Below are 17,939 nucleotides of genomic sequence, written 5' to 3' on the forward strand. Positions count from 1 at the left end.
TATTCGTCCTTATGAAAGAGAGAGTTCTAGACGTGCGCTTCGATGGAGGCGCACTCTTTTCCGTTCTTCCATCTCTACCATTTTCACAGGCTCGGTCTGTCAGCGGACATATCCGATCTATCTCGCCGTCACTGCTCGTACTCATCTTTTGGGCTGAAATCCATCTATTTTGGCGCCGAACCGCTATAATGAGAGAGACAACCAACCAATAGCGACAAAGAATGGAGAACCTGGACTTGAGGACATTTAAAAAAGTATATATCGAGGTTACCAGCATCTGTAATCTGGCCTGCAGCTTCTGTCCGCAGACGGAACGGAAAGCGCAGTTCATCCAGCTTGACGCGTTCCGTCATATTCTTGACGAGATTCAGCCGCATACGCGCCATATCTACCTTCATGTCAAAGGCGAGCCGCTGCTCCATCCGCGCATTGATGAACTGCTGAATGCCAGCCACGAGAAAGGGTTCAAGGTCAATATCACGACCAACGGCACGCTGATCCGGAAGAACCGGCACAAGCTGCTCGGCAAGGCGGCGCTTCGGCAGATGAACTTCTCGCTCCACAGCTTCGACGGGCATGAAGGATCGGAGAATCGGGAGAAGTACTTGTCCGATATTTTATCGTTCGTGCGGGAGGCGTCCGAGCATCAGGTGATCGTTTCCTTCCGGCTATGGAATCTGAATCCGGAGCATGCGACAACGACGCAGAAGCGGCGGAACCGGGAGACCTTGGAGATGCTGGAGAAGGAATTTCATCTGGATTACCGGATTGAAGAAAAGGTGGTGCCCGGGGGAGGCATCCGAATCGGGGACCGCATTTATGTGAACCAGGATTATGAATTCCAATGGCCGAGCCTGCATGCGCCGGAAGATGACGGCAAGGGCTTCTGCCATGCGCTGCGCAGCCAGGCTGCGGTGCTGGTCGACGGAACGGTCGTCCCGTGCTGTCTGGACGGCGAAGGCGTCATTCGCTTGGGCAATGTGTACCAGGCGCCGTTTGCCGAGATCGTGGAGGGCGATCGCGCGAGCCGGCTGTATGACGGATTTTCGCGAAGAGAAGCCGTTGAGGAATTATGCCGGAAATGCGGGTACCGGAAAAGATTCGGAACTTAAGTCAACGTATCGATAACAGTAAACAGGACGCCTGCCGGCGTCCCAATCACTCTTGATTCCAGACTATCTGGGATTATTGCCGAATAATGACAATATCCCGCGGCGGATTACCTGTCCGTTGAATCGTTCTGATATCGGCATCGGTCAATCTGCGCCCGACGAGGATGAAGGAAGAAGTCACATTGTTGAAGTTGAACCGGCCCAGATTCGCTACATTCTGGCTTCCCCGGAACACGCGAAAAGAACCCTGGAAGTTAATCCGCGAGAACAACACTAAGGTCACTTCACTTGCATTGACCACATTGCGAAGCCGGAAGCTGGAAAGGACATTGTTGAACCGGAACGCCCCCAAATCCCGAACCGCTACTCCTCCGCGACGGAACACAATCCGTCTTCCTGTAAAGTTAGTACCGCTGAAAATAGCAAGCCTGACATCCCGATTGGCCATTCTCGAATCACTCCTTCTTCTAAAGTACTAACAATATATGATGGAGTGCTAGAAACGGCTTAGACGATTGATGCCGGGGAAGCGCTTGTTTTTGCTTGTCCTTGCCAGGCGAACAAAATTCCCGTGGATGGATGATATAATAGGTATAGTTTAATGGTGTTCCGAAAGGCGACAGATACGCTCATATGAACCTAATTCATGATGAGAAGCGAGGACAGACCTATGATGAACCGCAACCGTGAGATCCATTTTGCAGAGCTGGAGCTGGATGGCGGCGAGGAGGCCGTAATGGCGATTCCGCCCAGAGCGGACAAGGATAAGCCGGCTCCCCGGAATCGCATCACGGATCAGGAGGCGCCGCTGAACCTGGGGCTCAGCTCTTTTACAATAACAAAAGAGAAGCGATTCGTTGAACAAGCCCGCCAGTGGGAATGGCGTGTTGAGCCGCCGGCTCCCTTTGTTCCGTTCATGTGCTACTGGCCGGAGTATAAGGATATGTCGGAAGGGCAGACGCGATGGTACTTTTATTGGCGGAATGAAGTTCGGGAAGGGCGATACCCGCCCACCGGCCTGTCTATCTGTTTCTTGTCATCTACGAACTGATTAACGGAATTGGTTGGAAGGAGCCTGTGCAGGGCTACCGGCTGATGAAGGAGATCTGGATCGGTTACCGGGAAGCGTTCCCGAAGCTGGATGATTACTTGCCCGATTGGCTTATCGACTTCATCCTTGTCCACCGTCTTGACGTCTCTGTCCGCGATGTCACGGCGATTGCTCCATGCAGTGTGTCCGGCGATGCGCTCGAATGGGAGCTGATGGAGCGGTTCCGGAGCGAACCGACGGATCTCCCGCTTGAAGCGGCGGCCCTGCTGTCGGATTATAATGTCTTGCGAAGCAAGTTTTACGCCAATGGCGGACAGGCCGTGCTGAACACATATATCCCCAAAGTATTCGCGGTTGTAGATGGATATCTAAGCAAAAAATATGGCTCGCGCCTGATTGAGCGGCTCGATCCCGGCGAACCGGCAAGAAGGGACCGTTATTTGTTCCGCAGCGCTGTCTACGACTCCACGCTCTATGGCAGAAGTGCGGCCATCGAGTTTGTTCCGATCAGCTCCCACGCCCCGCTGCGCGCCTTCGTAACCCAACTCATCCGGTTAACCGAGAATACGCTGCGCGGCCTGTGCGGGTACAAGGGCAGATTGCGCGGCATTGCCGTCGAAGCGGAGATCGCCGCTCTCGTTCAGCGGTATTTGGACGGGAGGTTGGGCGGGCCTCCTCTGCGGAACGGGCCGAGCCTGCCGTTCGCATTAATACGGATAAGCTGGCCCGGCTGCAGGCCGAGTCGGACGAGGTGCGCGATCTGCTAACGGTGACGAAGGACGTTGGCGGACCGGAAGGCGGGAGCCGAATCGGGGGCGGTAAGCGGAACGAAGCATCCGAGGAGGGGAGAGCCGGGCGGGGCAGCGAACCGGAGGGCAGCCGTACAGCGGATGCGCCGGAAGGGCGGCGTGCCCAACCTGATGAGGTTCAGACGCTGCTGCGCCGGCTGACGAATGAGCAGCTTCGGCTGCTGACTGCGCTGCTGGCCCATGGCGGGGAGCTGGACGGACAAGCGCTGGCGAAGCAGGCTCCCTCAATCATGATCGATCTGGCCATGGATGAGATGAACGAAGCGGCATTGGAAGCGCTCGGCAATCTGGTGCTCGTGGAGGAAGCCGGAATGATCCGAATTGCAGAGGAGTATCGGGAGGATCTGGCGGTTTTTTGCGGTTGCGAACATTCCGCTGCGGCTGCGCCTGCCTCACGAGATGCGGAGGGCAGGGCGGATGAGCCTGACGGGAGCGCGAACGGACCTGCCGGGCAGCGCGGCGGCGTGGACGAGGAATGGATTCAATTCGATCGTATGCTGGCACCGGTGCATCGCCTGGCACTGCGGGCGATGCTGGCGGGAGAGGAGCATCGTTCGCTGCTGAAGCTTGCCGAGGCGCACGGAACGATGGCCGAGCTGCTTATCGATGAGATCAATGCCGCCTCCATGGATACTATCGGGGACCTGATCATTGACGGGGATGAGATTGCAGATGACTATCTCCCTATGATTGAGAAATTGGCGAGGTGAAGAACCATGACAGACAAGAAAATCCCGAAGCGCGTCACGACGGCGCTTATCAATTCCTTGACCGCCGGTGTCGTGCCGCGCATTGGACTGGAGCATATCGCCGTCGGCCGCAAGCCGGAGATTGAAGCCATTCTTCGCGACCTGGACAATGTGGCCGAGGGAGGAGCGGCGTTCAAGCTCGTGACGGGATGATACGGAAGCGGGAAGAGCTTCCTGCTGCAGATGATTCGCAACTATGCGATGGACCGCAACTTCGTCGTTGCCGACGGGGATCTGTCGCCGGAACGGAGACTGGTTGGCACGAAGGGGCAGGGGCTGGCGACGTACCGCGAGCTGATGATGAAGCTGTCGACGCGCGCCCGGCCGGACGGAGGGGCGCTGGAGACGATCCTGCAGCGGTGGATTGCTTCGATTCAACAGCAGGCGATGACCGAGCTTGGCATGGGGCCGAACGACGGCGCCTTGATTATGGAGGTGGAGCAGCGCATCGCAGCCGTCACGAATGAAATGCGGAATATGGTGCACGGGTTCGACTTCGCCAAGGTGCTATCGTCGTATTGGACCGGTTATAAGAGGATGGATGACGAGCTGAAGCAAGCTTCGCTGCGCTGGCTTCGCGGGGAGTTCGCGACGAAGACCGAGGCGAAGCAGGCTTTGGGCGTCGGGGTAATTATTGATGATGACAACTGGTACGATTACATGAAGCTGTGGTCGGAATTCGCCGCGCGGATTGGATATCAGGGATTGCTGCTTTTTATCGATGAAGGGGTTAACCTGTACAAAATTACGAATAGCATCTCCCGGCACAGCAATTACGAGAAGCTGCTGACGATGTTCAACGATACGATGCAGGGCAAGGCGGAGCACCTCGGCATCTTCATCGGCGGCACGCCGCAATTCGTGAAGGATGAACGCAGGGGGCTGTTCAGCTACGAAGCTCTGCGCTCGCGCCTCGTAAGCGGCAGATACGCGGCAGAGGGGCTCCGCAACTACACGGGCCCTCTGATTCAGCTCGACATGCTGTCTCATAAGGAGATTCTGCTTCTGCTGCAGCGTCTGCGCCATATCCATGCCCTTCATTATGGAGTGGAGCCGCTGCTGACGGACGACCAATTAATCGCATTTATGGAGCAAGCCGTCGGCAGGCTCGGAGCGGATGGGCTTCTGACCCCGAGGGAGATTATTCGTGATTTCATGGATCTGATGCACACGCTGCAGCAGCATCCGGAGACCAAGTTCGACGATCTGATCGGGAACCGGAGCGTCAAGCCCGCGGATTCCCATCCGGATGAAGTCGGCGACTTCCTGGCGGAGTTCGAGCTATGAGCGGGATTCATCCCTTTCACCGGTTGGCGCCGTTCATGCAAGAGTATATTTATAAAAAGCGCTGGGAGACGCTGAAGGAGGCCCAAGTCGGGGCTTGCCGCGTGCTGTTCGATTCGCCGAACCATCTGCTGATCGCATCCGGGACGGCATCGGGCAAGACCGAAGCCGCCTTCTTCCCGGCCCTGACAGAACTGCACGAGCGCCCTTCCGCATCGGTCGGCATTCTGTACATCGGCCCGCTGAAGGCGCTTATCAACGACCAGTTCGAGCGTCTGAACGATATGCTGCGCGAAGCCGGCATTCCGGTGCGGCATTGGCATGGGGACGTGTCCCAAGCGGAGAAGGCGAAGCTGCTGAAAAGACCGTCCGGCGTATTGCAGATTACGCCGGAATCGCTGGAAGGCTTGTTAATGAACAAGCCGAATGCGATACCCGCCCTGTTCCGCGACCTGCGTTATGTCGTGATTGATGAGGTGCATGCCTTCATGGGGGCCGATCGCGGCATTCAAGTGCTGAGCCAGCTTGCCCGGGTCGAACGGATGGCAGGCTGCCGGCCGAGACGGATTGGCCTGTCGGCGACATTGGGCGATTACGATGCCGCCTGTGAATGGCTGGGCGCCGGTTCGCCGCATGCCGTCGAAGTCGTGGCGCCCCGCGCGGGCCGCAAGCTGAGATTGAATGTCGAGCATTTCTCCTTCCCTGCCGCCCGGTGAACTGGCCGATGATCGCGTCGTATCTTCCGCCGCCGAGGCTCGAGGCGAAGGTGCCCGACGCATCGAAAATTTCATATACGGTGCCGGTATAGAAGGACAGCCCGCGGGACAGGAACGGGTCGAAGGCGCAGCTTGCCGCGAGCCCGGTCCCGTCGATTAGAAGCTGCAGGGCGCGCACCTCGGATATGCCCTCCGGCAACTGGAGGCCGCAAGCCGCGGCGAGGTAGTCGACCGAGGTCTCTTCTCTCTCCAACAAGACCAAGATCGCCTCGGTTACCGTCGGCTCCAAGCCTTTGCCAAGCAGTTCGTCCTTGCCCCCTTCTTTTCCGAATTTGGCAATCTTGTCGAGCGTCAGCATGACCGACGACGCCTCCCCGGCCGGTACGCCAATCGATTCCAGCAGTTCTCCGAGGAACCGACGGTTATTCCATCACATCACCGGGATGTTCAGACGGCGGAACGCATCGACGGCAAGCTGCATCAGCTCGGCCTCGGCTTCCGGCCCGGCAAATGCCGACGATATCGGCATCGCATTGCAGAAATTCCCGCAGCCTTCCCCGTTTCACCGGCCCGTCGCGGAACACTTTGCCGATCTCATACCGTTTGTACGGCAGCTCAGCCCGGGATTCATGGCGATGACCTTGGCGAACGGAATCGTCAGATCATAGCGCAGCCCTAACTGCCGCTTCCCTTGATCGCTCAACCGGTACATTTCCTTCACGATTTCTTCCCCGCCGGCATATTTCGATGTCAGCACATCAAGCTCATGCAAGATCGTGCTCTCCATTGCCTCGAAGCGGTAGAGCTCGAACAGGTTCCGCAGCACGTCCTGCACTTGCTGGCGCGCCGCTTGCTCCGGACCGAAAAAATCATGGGTACCTTTTACGTTTTGCATCGTATCCATCCTCCCTTGTTCACATGGAAAATAAAAAACGCGCCGGACCTCTTGGTCCCGCGAGCGGGATAGATGCCGCAGGGAGGCCAACGCGAACAGCGCTAGCCCTCCCTGATAGGTTCAGGGGTGCTAACGCTTCTTGTGATGATGGTTGGGTCTGCTTGATTCGGTTCATGAGCAGGCTCCTCCATCGCATGTAGGATTATCGAGTATTAGCGAATGGGGTGGGAAAAAGCAACTCCTCCGCCGGTGTCACGAAGCAGAATAAGACTGGAGCTGGGTCCTCGCCTTCTGAATGATGTCTCCGATCTTTTGCTCCAACTGGAAGACTTGGCGAGTGCGTTCATTCCGCTGGCGGGAGGAGGCTGTCATCGAGATGAGCGCCTTCAGGCTGGCATTGGCATCGCCCTTCCTCGCGGCTTGCGTCAGCGTGCTCCGGGTCGCAGAGAGGCGGCTTTTGCAGGTGCTGGCGGCACTCTTCGCTTTCTTGATCTGGACCTTGACCGTATCGATGGCGGAGAGCGTCTGGCGCACGCGCTTGGCGGCGTCGGTGCGAGCTTGCCTGGCCGACTTCAGCGCGGCTTGGCGGCGGCGGATATCCTCCCGCGCGGTCTGGACGAGCGGCTTCATGCCGGTATGCTGCAGGCGAAGCGCCGCGTTCAACTGCTTGTTCTTCCATATCTTCGCGGCCGAGATCTGTTTGTTCAAGGCGCTGTAGGCGTCGAACAGCGGCTGATACTTCTTCTTCGCCTCTTGCACTTGCGAATCGAGGCGCTTCAGCTTCTCCTCGTGCAGCCGCTTGAGCTGCTGCCTGATCCCGGCCAGCGCCTCCGCATTGTCGTAGTGCAGGCGCTTCGTCTTCTCCTGCCATTCCCGCTCCGCCGTCTCGAACTGACTCAGCTCCTGGTAGAGCTGAGTCAGCTTGTCCGCCTGCGACCGGTCCGCTGCCGCCACCATCTTGTCGAAGGCGGCCTTGGCTGTGGCGGACAGCTCCGCCGATGCCGCGTGGAGCGCCGCCGGGCCGGCCAGCAGGCATGCGAGTGCGAGTAGGAGCGTTGCCATGATCGCGCCCGATTGTTTCTTCATCATGATCATTTCATCCTCTCTTTATCGTTTCTTAAAATATCCGGAATTGCCTTCCATATCCCACGCGCAAGAAAGGGAAAAGCAAAAAAGCACCTGCAAGAAGGGCTATCAAGCCCATTCTTGCGGGTGCTTCCATCGCAAGTTCCGTTATTTGTCATTCAAGTTAATGATATGAAAGAATGCGAGATTTGTCAAGGCGAATTGATAATGATCGCGCCTTTCCTCGCAAAAGCTTGTATAGAGCGGTTTGAGCAAGTTTATAGTTAATCATTGCGAAAAGCGGAGTTTGTCGAGATAGAGGGGCCCGGTTTTTAGCAAAATCCTGCACCCGAGCAGGATTTTTTTGATTTTGCTGGCCGATACGGCAGTATTCCTGCAAAACTACATCAATTCGCCCTTATCTCCTCCGGTTTGAGCCGAAAGAACTTAAATTCCTGCACATTTGCAGCATTCCTTCTGCCAAGTAGGGGTGCCGGTCGAAATCCTGCAGAATTCAGAGTGTTGAGAAAGTCTATGTTAATTACCCATTCACCGCGTTAATTTGGTATAATGTTCTTATCATAATCCATGGAAAGCGTGGTGTTTGTATGCTTTACACGAATGATCCCAACCCACAACTGGACTATGAACTGGTTTGTCTTGAGCATATGGTTGCCCCTGATCACTTGCTTCGTCATATCGATAAACATATTGATTTTACCTTTATTTTGGACCTTGTGCGTCCTTACTACAGCGAGTCGAACGGCCGACCATCTGTGGATCCCATTGTGTTCTTTAAAATGCTGCTGATCGGCTACTTGTATAACATTCGCTCAGAGCGAGAACTGGAGCGAGTCGTCAACGATTCCCTGGCTTTTCGGTGGTTCTTACGGCTCGGGCTTTCCGGCAAAGCGCCTGACCATTCGATCTTTAGCTGGAACCGGAAAAATCGGTTTAAGGATACTACCGTCTTCCAAGATATCTTCGATAATATCGTTCAGCAGGCGATTCAGCACAACATGGTGGGAGGGCGGCTGCTCTTTACCGACTCCACGCATATCAAGGCAAATGCCAATAACGGACGGTACGAGAAACGAGAAGTCACTTGTACGCCTTATGAATATCTCCAAGAGCTGGAGCAAGCCGTGAATGAGGATCGGGTCGCTTTTGGAAAAAAGCCACTGCCTCCCAAAGAGGAGGCCTAAACCAAGGAACAAAAAGTTAGCTTAACAGATCCGGATAGCGGAAACCTGAATCGGGATGGAAAACCGGAAGGGTTTCATTATTTAGATCACCGCACCGTAGATCATAAATACAACGTGATTACGGACTGCTACGTTACGCCTGGAAATGTGAATGATTCGGTTGTTTATGTGGATCGTCTACTACATCAAATAGAGAAGTTTGGCTGGGAAAAGTCGCTGGAGGCCGTTGCACTCGACTCTGGTTACATGACGGCCTATGTTTGTTACCGTACGAACAAATTAAACATCACGGCAGTTATTCCAGAGCGTTCGACCCGTGAACACGGTGTATTTCCCAAAGAGAAATTTCATTATGATGCAGAAAAGAATGTTTTTATCTGTCCAAACCAGCAAGAACTCACGTACCGCACCACAACACGAAAAGGATTCAGAGATTATAAATCCGATCCCAAACAATGCGCTGCCTGTCCATTATTGAGCAAGTGTAACGAGAACAAAAATAAACAACGCACCATACAACGGCATATCTGGGAAGAACACAAAGAGAAAGTAGTTCAAAACTTCCAGAGTGAGAGCGGAAAAGCCGTTTATGCCCTACGCGCCCAAACCATTGAGCGAAGTTTCGCGGATGCCAAAGTGCTCCATGGACTTCGCTATTGCCGGTTTCGGGGAAGAGACAAGGTGCAGGAGCAAGTGCTGATGACAGCCACTGCACAGAACATAAAAAAGATAGCCACACATCTCGCCAGAAGGGTGGGGTAAAGCAAAGACCCCATCCCCCCTCCATTCTCTCTCACCAAACACCACTTTTTCCCAGCAAAATGATATTACATTGATATTACTTCGTAAAAAACAGGGGTTTTCCAACAGCCTGAAAAGCGCAGCTTTTTTGGCCGTTCGGACTAGAATGATGCCGTTTTGTGGAAAATTGATGTACTTTAGCAGGAATTCCTGCTTCGATCCCGCATTTTATGGTGAAATTCCTGCTCCTGCGCAGGAATTTTATCCCCCCAAGACGGCGGGCCCCACATCAGACGTGTCACGTTGCGAAGGATAAACGGAGGAATAGAACGGCATGACTGCGGCATGCCGTTCTTCGGCGTTCCGGGCTTCCGCTACGAATGCAATCGGGCCCGGCTCGGTTTACGGGCGTCAGGCAAGCTGGCCGCTGAAGCCCACCCGCAGCCCGGCGCAGCGGTGCTTGCCCGCCGGGCGGGGTTTTATTTGCCGACGACGAGGACGAAGACGTTACTGTCCGGCGCCTCCAGGACGGCCGCATGGCTCGTTTCCGTCGGAATAGGCTTGCGAATCCAGTTAATCTCGGTTTTGGCGGACAGTGCTTCATAAGTTTCGGGCACGTCTTCCACATTGAATTCAATGTCGGCCATCTGGAGATCGGGATGACTTTGCAGGACGAGCTCGGAGCTCTTTTCGTCCGGGAAAAGAAGCTGACAACGCATGAGCAATGGTTCCTGCCGCCTGTGCGGGAGCATCATGTGCCGCTGCGAGTGGACCCGCTTGGGTGTAAGGAAATGCGAGGCCGATCCTTGGCTAGATAAGACCATCACGCGGCACGAGGACGGGACGGGCATGATCGACCCCCGCATTGGACGGGGCGAAATCAATACTATGCGGAGCGGATATTCGGCTTGGGCACGGACGCCTTCGTGAAGGAGCCTGCCGAGTTGGTGGACTTCATGATGGACAAGCTGGAGCGGATTCGCAGCCGGTACGGTACCGCTGAGGCTTAGTGCATCAAGCAATGGACGAATATGGGTGAATTCCCGTCTTCGTCTTTTTTGTATGGGTTTCGTTTGAGTTCAGCCAAATTGTTGGTTTAAAGTAAATGAAGCCAAAAATTTCAGCGTGACCTTTACAAGTGATAAGTAACAAACAAAAAAACAATGTAATAATCAACACAAAACAATATAAAACAATAAATTTTCATTGCGATATAGGTATGAAGGTGGTAGTATGTAAGACAACAACAGGTTTTATGGCTTTTTGCATAGGACTTGAAGGGTTTTTGATTACCTTAAAAGGGGTGCAGGAGATGAAGTTCAAAGTGATGAGCCGATTTGTCGCCGCAGTAATGGCCGTCTCGCTTGTATTGGCAGGCTGTTCGGCCGGGGGAGATTCCGCCCAAAGCAAGCCGAATGTGGACAAGAGCAAAATCGAAAATCTTCCTCAGCCTATTGCCAGCAAAGACGTGAAAGTGATGGTTATCCGCAAAATCGGAGGCGACGATCATACGGCGCAATTTCTGGCAGGCGCCAAGCAAGAGGGCGAATCGATGGGATTTACGGTGGACACGTACTCCGCGAACGGCGACACGGCCAAATTTCATGACGCGATAGCCTAGGCCCTGGAAAAGAACTATGACGGGGTTATTATCTCGCATGGGGATGATGCGGCTACGGTGGATGATGTCAAGAAATTGACGGAGAAGGGGATTCCGGTCGTCACATTCGACTCCAATCCGGACTTGGCCCAAATTGACGGCGTAACGTTGACCTCGCAGGACGACAAGCAGCTGGCCCATTTGGCGTTGGACAGCATGAATAAGCAGTTAAATGGAAGCGGTAACATCGTTTATTTATGGGTGGACGGATTCCCGCCGATGGTAATCCGCAACGGCGTATACCAAGACTTTTTGAAGGCGAATGCCGGCATTAAGGAGATCGAGCGCTTCGGCGTCGCGGCATCCGATACGTCGGTACAGACGCAGAATGCCGTATCGGCGATGCTGACCAAGCATGGCAAAGGCAAGATTGACGCCATCTTCGCCACATGGGACGCGTTCGCCATCGGCGCGGCGCGGGCCGTGAAGGAAGCCGGCCGGGACGAGATCAAAATTTACGGCATTGACGTGTCGAACGCCGATTTGCAGCTGATGCAGGAAGAGAACAGCCCATGGGTCGCCACGGCCGCCGTCGATCCGAAGGTGATCGGCGCCGTCAATATGCGCCTGGTCGCGAAGAAGATCGCAGGCGAAGACACGCCGCAAACCTTCGACCTCAAGCCGACAATGATTACGCAAGAGCAATTGAATTCCTCCGGGGAAAAAGTGAATATGGAGAGCCTCAGCAAGATCATCCCGGATTGGGGCGTAAGCACGGACTTTGAGGAGGACTGGATGCAAGGGCTTAAGAAAGCGTATTCATCCAAATAAGAAGGGGACGGAGGGAAGCGCGGTAGGGCCTCCGCGGCCAACGCCGGATGGACGGCGCTTGCCTCCCGATTCCGTACAGGAGGTGGAGAGATGATTGGACAGCAAGCGATTCGCCTGGATATGAAGCGGATTTCCATCGAGTTCCCCGGGGTGAAGGCGCTGGACAACGTGGATTTTACAACCGAGACCGGAACCTCCCATGCTCTGATCGGCGCGAACGGGGCGGGCAAGTCGACGTTGATGAAGGTGTTGTCGGGAGCCTACAACCATTACACGGGCGATATTTCTATCGGCGGCCAAGCGGTGCAGATTCGTTCGCCGAAGGATGCGAAGGACTTGGGCATCCAGATTGTGTATCAGGAAGTGGATACGGCGCTGATCCCTTATTTGACGGTCGGCGAGAACATCATGCTGGATGATACGGTCAACGACATGGGGAAAAAGCAGTGGATCAACTGGAAGCGGATACACAGCGGCGCGAAGGCGACTCTCGAGCGGATGAATGTGAAGGTGCCGACGAAGAAGCTGGTCAGCGAGCTGACGCTGGCCGAGAAGCAGATGGTTCTGATCGCGCGGGCGATAACGAAGGAATGCCGCTTTCTCATTTTGGACGAGCCGACCGCGCCGCTCAGCCATGCGGAGACGGAAGAGCTGTTCCGCATCGTGCGGGATTTGAAAAAGAACAATGTCGGGGTCATCTTCATCTCGCACCGTCTGCCGGAGCTGTTCGACATCTGCGACGACATTACGGTGATGCGGGACGGGCAATTCGTCGTCAAGAAGCGGATTGCGGACACGAATCCGAACGAAATTGTGGAGCGGATGCTCGGCAAAAAAATGGACGACCAATTTCCGAAGCTTGCGATCGAACTCGGAGACACCAATTTTGAAGTAAAGGGCCTGACGGATGGCGACAAGCTGAAAAATATCGATTTCTATGTGCGAAAAGGGGAAATCATCGGCCTCGCCGGACTGGTAGGCGCCGGCAAAACGGAGCTGTGCAAGGCCCTGTTCGGCGCGTCCCGCATTGCGGCGGGCGAGCGTGTGCTGCAGAAGCGGAAGCTTTCCATTCGAAATTGCAATGAGGCCATGAAGCAGGGAATCGCCCTCGTGCCGGAGGAGCGGCGCAAGGAAGGCATTCTCGTGCTCGAATCGGTGGTCAATAATCTGTCGGTTGCCAACCTGGCGAGGTTCTGCGCGTACAAGACGTTCCTGCGCTTCGGCAGGGAGAAGCAGGAGGCGCAGAGACTGATTCAGGATCTGGGCATCAAGACGCCGAACGAGCTGGCGAAGGTGAAAAACCTGTCGGGCGGCAATCAACAAAAAGTGGCGATCGGGAAATGGCTGACGACCGAGGCGGAAGTATACATTTTCGATGAACCGACCAAAGGCGTCGACGTCGGAGCGAAAAAGGACATCTTCAAGCTCATTTCACAGCTTGCGCAGCAGGGGAAGAGCATCATCTACGCCTCCTGCGAGCTGTCGGAGATTATCGGCATCACGGACCGCGTCTACGTGCTCTATGATGGCGAGATCGTGAAGGAGCTCCAGACGAGCGTAACCAATGAAGAAGAATTATTGTTCTACTCGACGGGAGGAAAGTAGCATGAGTTTGAGCACAGGGACAGGGCAGCAGCGTCAAGTGAAGGCGGCCAAATTCGATTTCTTTGATTTTCTATATAAATATGGAACGATTGTAACGATTCTCATCCTGATTGTCGTGTTCGGAATCATGTCCGATAGCTTCCTGATGCCTACGAATATCATCAACATCTTGCGCTCGATATCCATTGTTACTGTCATTGCGATCGGGATTACGATTTCGCTCTCGGTGGGCGGCTTCGACCTGTCGGTCGGTTCCGTGGCGTCTCTGGCCAACGCCGTCGTCATCTCCATGTTCGTCTGGCATTCGCAGAATGCGTTCGTCGGCATCATTACGGCGATCGCGGTTTGTCTAATCGCAGGCGTGCTGAACGCCTTCATGATCGTCAAAATGAAAATTCAAGACATGCTCATGACGCTGGCGATGATGTTTATCATCCAGGGGGTGGCCCTGACGTATACCCGGGGGGCGACCGTATCACAGAACATGGTCATGCCGGACGGCACGTTCGCCACGGGCCAGATCAGCGCCTTCTTCTCGAAAATCGGCCAGGTGCCGTGGATTATCATCATTATGCTTGTCGTCGTGGTCCTCGTCCATATTTTCCTGAACTATACGAAGCACGGCCGGTACATGTATGTCATCGGCGGCAATAGGGAGGCGGCCAAGCTGTCGGGCATTCCCGTCAATACATATCGCGTGCTCGCCTATGTGTTGTCCGCCGGATTTGCGGCCATCGGCGGCATTATGCTGGCATCCCGCGTCATGACGGCGGAAGTCAATGCGGGCGCTCCCTATCTCATGGACGCGGTGGCGGCGGCCTACATCGGATTCTCCGTCGCGGGCGCCGGCAGACCGAACGCGTTCGGCACCTTCGTCGGCGCGGTGCTCATCGGCATTTTGCAGAACGGTCTGGTCATGATGTCGGTTCCTTACTACGCGATGGACATCGTGAAAGGAACGGTGCTCGCTTTTGCTCTGGCTTTAACCTATTACAAACAGAAATAACGGGTGCAGGAGGAGATCGAAATGAGCGAATTCAAGACGTATTTCACGATGACCGAAAGCGATGTCATTCAATACGCCCTCGGCCAGCTTGATTACTTCGATCGGGATGCCGGGCTGTCCTGCAAGGAAATCGGCGACGGCAATCTCAACTATGTGTTCCGGGTCGCGGACGAGAAGACGGGGCGCTCGCTCATCATCAAGCAGGCGGGGCCGGTCGCCCGCATCTCGGATGAGTTCAAGGTGTCGCCGGACCGGAACCGGATCGAGAGCGATATTTTGCGCATCGAGCATGAACTGGCTCCGGGGCTGGTGCCGCAAGTATACAAGTATGATCCGGTCATGAACTGCTGCGTCATGGAGGACTTGTCCGATCATGAGATCCTTCGCGCCGCCCTGCTGAAGCATAAGCAGTTCCCGCTGTTCGCCGAGCATATCTCGACCTTCATGGTCAATACGCTGCTGCTGACATCGGATGTCGTCATGAATCATAAAGAAAAGAAGGAGCGGGTGAAGGAGTTCATCAACCCGGATCTGTGCGAGATAACCGAGGATCTCGTCTATACCGAGCCGTTTTGCGATTGCCCGCGCAATGATGTGTTCCCGCCGCTGATCCCGTTCGTGAAGGAATACTTGTGGGAGGACGAAGCGCTGCTCCTGGAGACGGCGAAGCTGAAGTTCGAATTCATGACCAATGCCCAGTCGCTGATTCACGGCGATCTGCATACGGGCTCCATCTTCGTGAAGCCGGATTCGACCAAGGTGATCGACCCGGAATTCGCCTTCTACGGCCCGGCCGGCTACGATGTGGGCAATGTCGTCGCCAACTTGATTTTCGCCTATGTCCATGCGGACAGCGTCATGGAGGACGGCGCGGAGAAGGAGCGGCAAAAAGAGTGGCTCCTGTCAACGATTCAAGATATGATTGATTTGTTCAAAGCGAAATTTTTGGCGGCGTGGAAGGAATTCGCGACGGATCCATGCGCTTCTTACAAAGGCTTCGATCAGTATTATCTGGAGACGATTTTGCGGGATGCGGCAGGAGTTGCCGGGCTGGAGCTGTGCCGGCGGACGCTCGGCCTCGCACATGTCAAGGATATGACGTCGATTGCGGACGCGAACGCGCGGGCACGGGCGGAGAAGATGTGCATCGTCATGGGCAAGCGGTTCATTATGGAGCGCCGTCTGATGAAGAACGGGACGGATTTCATGAAGGTCATTACCGCCGCTGGCGAAGTGTACAGCAGATAAGGAGGTCATGGGACGATGGGAGACAACGGCATGACAGCGACAATGATTCAATCGGTAACGTTGGATGACGCGAACGATACGCTGGTCATTCTGGACCAGACGGTGCTGCCGAACGAGAAGGTATTTCTCAAGCTGAAGGAATTGAAGGATATTTGGGACGCGATCTACCATCTGAAGGTGCGCGGCGCGCCGGCGATCGGCATTGCGGCGGGATACGGCCTGTATCTGGGCGTCAAGGCTTCGGTAGCCGCGACGAAGGAAGCGCTGGCCGAGGATTTCAAGCGGGTCAAGGAGTATCTGGCTTCCTCCCGTCCGACGGCGGTCAACCTGTTCTGGGCGCTCGATCGGATGGAGGCGCGCTTCCGGCGGGAGCAGGGCGGAAGCATCGCCGAGATCAAGGAAGCGCTGCGGCAGGAGGCGGAAGCGATCCGGGCCGAGGACGAGCAAGTCTGCGAGCAGATCGGCCGCCATGCCTTGTCGCTGCTTGAGCCGGGCTGGGGCATCCTGACGCACTGCAACGCGGGGGCGATTGCGACGGCCAAATACGGCACGGCGCTGGCGGCCATCTATTTGGGAGAGGAGCAGGGATACGGCTTCAAGGTGTATGCCGACGAGACGAGACCGCTGCTGCAGGGCGCGCGGCTGACGGCCTGGGAGCTGCAGGAAGCGGGCATCGATGTCACGCTCATCTGCGACAACATGTCCTCCATCGTGATGAAGGAAGGCAAGATTCAAGCCGTCCTGGTCGGCTGCGACCGCGTGGCTGCCAACGGGGATACCGCCAATAAGATCGGCACGTTGGCGGTGGCGATTCTGGCGAAGCATTACGGCATTCCGTTTTATGTGTGCGCGCCGTTGTCCACGGTCGATCTGCAGTGCGCGACAGGCGACGACATTCATATCGAGCTGCGTCCGGATGAAGAGATTACGAGCAAGTGGTATGAAAAGCCGATGGCGCCGGCAGGGGTCAACGTCTATAACCCGTGCTTCGATGTGACGGATCACGAGCATATTACGGCGATCATTACGCAGCACGGCATATCTTATCCGCCGTTCGCCGACAGTCTGCCCGCCATGTTCGCGAAGCAAGCATCGGGCACTTAAACCGAAGATATGAAAAAGCCAGGCTCTGATGAGTCTGGCTCAGATTGAAGACAAACTCCCGCGAAAGACTGGAACCGCGGGAGTTCTTTGCGTTTTTTTATCCATATTGCAAATACGACAGAGAAAGTAGAGATGGACCGGTCTTTCATGCCCAGCAAATAATCCGGATTCGGAGAGCGCCCCAGGAACTCATCGCTCTAGTTGTTTGCTCCACCGAAGCTGTAACGTCTCTCGCATCCCCGTTCATCAGCTCCACCGAAGCAGTAACAACTCTCGCATCGCCGCTCATCTGCTCCACTGAAGCTGTAAATCTCTCGCATCCCCGTTCATCAGCTCCACCGAAGCAGTAACAACTCTCGCATCGCCGCTCATCTGCTCCACTGAAGCTGTAAATCTCTCGCATCCCCGTTCATCAGCTCCACCGAAGCAGTAACAACTCTCGCATCCCCGCTCATCAGCTCCACCGAAGCAGTAACAACTCTCGCATCCCCGTTCATCAGCTCCACCGAAGCTGTAACAACTCTCGCATCCCCGTTCATCAGCTCCACTGAAGCAGATGTAACAACTCTCGTACCCCCGCTCATCAGCTCCATCGAAGCTGTAACGTTCTCGCATCCCCGTTCATCAGCTCCACCGAGCTGTAAATCTCTCGCATCCCCGTTCATCAGCTCCATCGAAGCTGTAACAACTCTCGCATCCCCGCTCATCAGCTCCATCGAAGCTGTAACGTTCTCGCATCCCCGTTCATCAGCTCCATCAATACTGCAAAAATGCAGCAATTTCATTTGCACGAGGTTGCGAAAATAGGATTGCTGCAAAAATACAGCAATTCTCCTACGGCAGGGCGTAGATAGCATTCAAAGTGGCGAAATGACACTAGCGTTGCATAGAACCTGACATGAAGAAGACTTTAAACTC

At 55.2% G+C, this 17,939-nt stretch carries 9 protein-coding genes and 7 pseudogenes; 11 read left to right on the forward strand and 5 right to left on the reverse strand.

What is annotated here, in order from left to right; all coding sequences use genetic code 11:
* Positions 1-236 precede the first annotated feature (236 nt).
* Positions 237-1,112, forward strand: coding sequence for a radical SAM/SPASM domain-containing protein (locus tag OCY70_RS00490; RefSeq protein ID WP_213431032.1), 876 nt, complete (start codon positions 237-239; stop codon positions 1,110-1,112).
* 73 nt (positions 1,113-1,185) lie between these two features.
* On the opposite strand, the gene OCY70_RS00495 is transcribed toward OCY70_RS00490, so the two are convergent.
* Positions 1,186-1,560: a hypothetical protein gene (locus tag OCY70_RS00495; RefSeq protein ID WP_213431031.1), complete on the reverse strand. Its 375-nt coding sequence runs from the start codon at positions 1,558-1,560 to the stop codon at positions 1,186-1,188.
* 288 nt (positions 1,561-1,848) lie between these two features.
* On the opposite strand from OCY70_RS00495, the pseudogene OCY70_RS00500 reads away from it, so the two are divergent.
* From OCY70_RS00500 to OCY70_RS00515, 4 genes and pseudogenes are all read left to right on the forward strand, one after another.
* Positions 1,849-2,930, forward strand: a pseudogene (locus tag OCY70_RS00500) (TerB N-terminal domain-containing protein).
* Positions 2,894-3,682: a tellurite resistance TerB C-terminal domain-containing protein gene (locus OCY70_RS00505; protein WP_261944642.1), complete on the forward strand. Its 789-nt coding sequence runs from the start codon at positions 2,894-2,896 to the stop codon at positions 3,680-3,682. Before OCY70_RS00500 ends, OCY70_RS00505 begins: the two are co-directional and overlap by 37 nt.
* 6 nt (positions 3,683-3,688) lie before the next feature.
* A pseudogene (locus OCY70_RS00510) lies at positions 3,689-5,008 on the forward strand (ATP-binding protein).
* A pseudogene (locus OCY70_RS00515) lies at positions 5,005-5,718 on the forward strand (DEAD/DEAH box helicase); the annotation flags it as partial. The pseudogenes OCY70_RS00510 and OCY70_RS00515, both read left to right, overlap by 4 nt.
* Here OCY70_RS00515 and OCY70_RS35965 read toward each other — a convergent pair.
* Positions 5,708-6,616: pseudogene (locus OCY70_RS35965) on the reverse strand (ATP phosphoribosyltransferase regulatory subunit); the annotation flags it as partial. The pseudogenes OCY70_RS00515 and OCY70_RS35965 overlap by 11 nt on opposite strands.
* A 252-nt stretch (positions 6,617-6,868) precedes the next feature.
* On the reverse strand, positions 6,869-7,705 hold the full coding sequence (locus tag OCY70_RS00530) for a hypothetical protein (protein ID WP_213431028.1): 837 nt from the start codon (positions 7,703-7,705) through the stop codon (positions 6,869-6,871).
* 584 nt (positions 7,706-8,289) lie between these two features.
* On the opposite strand from OCY70_RS00530, the pseudogene OCY70_RS00535 reads away from it, so the two are divergent.
* A pseudogene (locus OCY70_RS00535) lies at positions 8,290-9,648 on the forward strand (IS1182 family transposase).
* 458 nt (positions 9,649-10,106) lie between these two features.
* Here the strand turns inward: OCY70_RS00535 and OCY70_RS00540 are convergent.
* Positions 10,107-10,334: pseudogene (locus tag OCY70_RS00540) on the reverse strand (VOC family protein); the annotation flags it as partial.
* Positions 10,335-10,939: 605 nt separating this feature from the next.
* Between OCY70_RS00540 and OCY70_RS00545 the strand changes: the two are divergent.
* The 5 genes and pseudogenes from OCY70_RS00545 to mtnA all read left to right on the forward strand — a co-directional run bounded on the left by OCY70_RS00545 (position 10,940) and on the right by mtnA (position 17,021).
* Positions 10,940-12,058: pseudogene (locus OCY70_RS00545) on the forward strand (sugar ABC transporter substrate-binding protein).
* Positions 12,059-12,148: 90 nt separating this feature from the next.
* Entirely contained in the window at positions 12,149-13,663 is a 1,515-nt protein-coding gene (locus OCY70_RS00550; protein ID WP_213431093.1) for a sugar ABC transporter ATP-binding protein, read from the forward strand.
* Between the two features lies 1 nt (position 13,664).
* Positions 13,665-14,669, forward strand: coding sequence for an ABC transporter permease (locus OCY70_RS00555; protein ID WP_213431092.1), 1,005 nt, complete (start codon positions 13,665-13,667; stop codon positions 14,667-14,669).
* Between the two features lie 21 nt (positions 14,670-14,690).
* Positions 14,691-15,917, forward strand: a complete 1,227-nt coding sequence (gene mtnK, locus OCY70_RS00560) for an S-methyl-5-thioribose kinase (protein ID WP_213431091.1) — start codon at positions 14,691-14,693, stop codon at positions 15,915-15,917.
* Between the two features lie 30 nt (positions 15,918-15,947).
* Positions 15,948-17,021 (forward strand): S-methyl-5-thioribose-1-phosphate isomerase, encoded by a 1,074-nt coding sequence (mtnA, locus tag OCY70_RS00565; RefSeq protein ID WP_261944489.1) that lies wholly within the window; start codon positions 15,948-15,950, stop codon positions 17,019-17,021.
* Positions 17,022-17,389: 368 nt separating this feature from the next.
* Here mtnA and OCY70_RS00570 read toward each other — a convergent pair whose 3' ends face one another.
* Positions 17,390-17,839 (reverse strand): hypothetical protein, encoded by a 450-nt coding sequence (locus OCY70_RS00570; RefSeq protein WP_213431090.1) that lies wholly within the window; start codon positions 17,837-17,839, stop codon positions 17,390-17,392.
* Positions 17,840-17,939 lie beyond the last annotated feature (100 nt).

Source organism: Paenibacillus melissococcoides (assembly GCA_944800085.1).
GTDB classification, from domain to species: domain Bacteria; phylum Bacillota; class Bacilli; order Paenibacillales; family Paenibacillaceae; genus Paenibacillus_B; species Paenibacillus_B melissococcoides.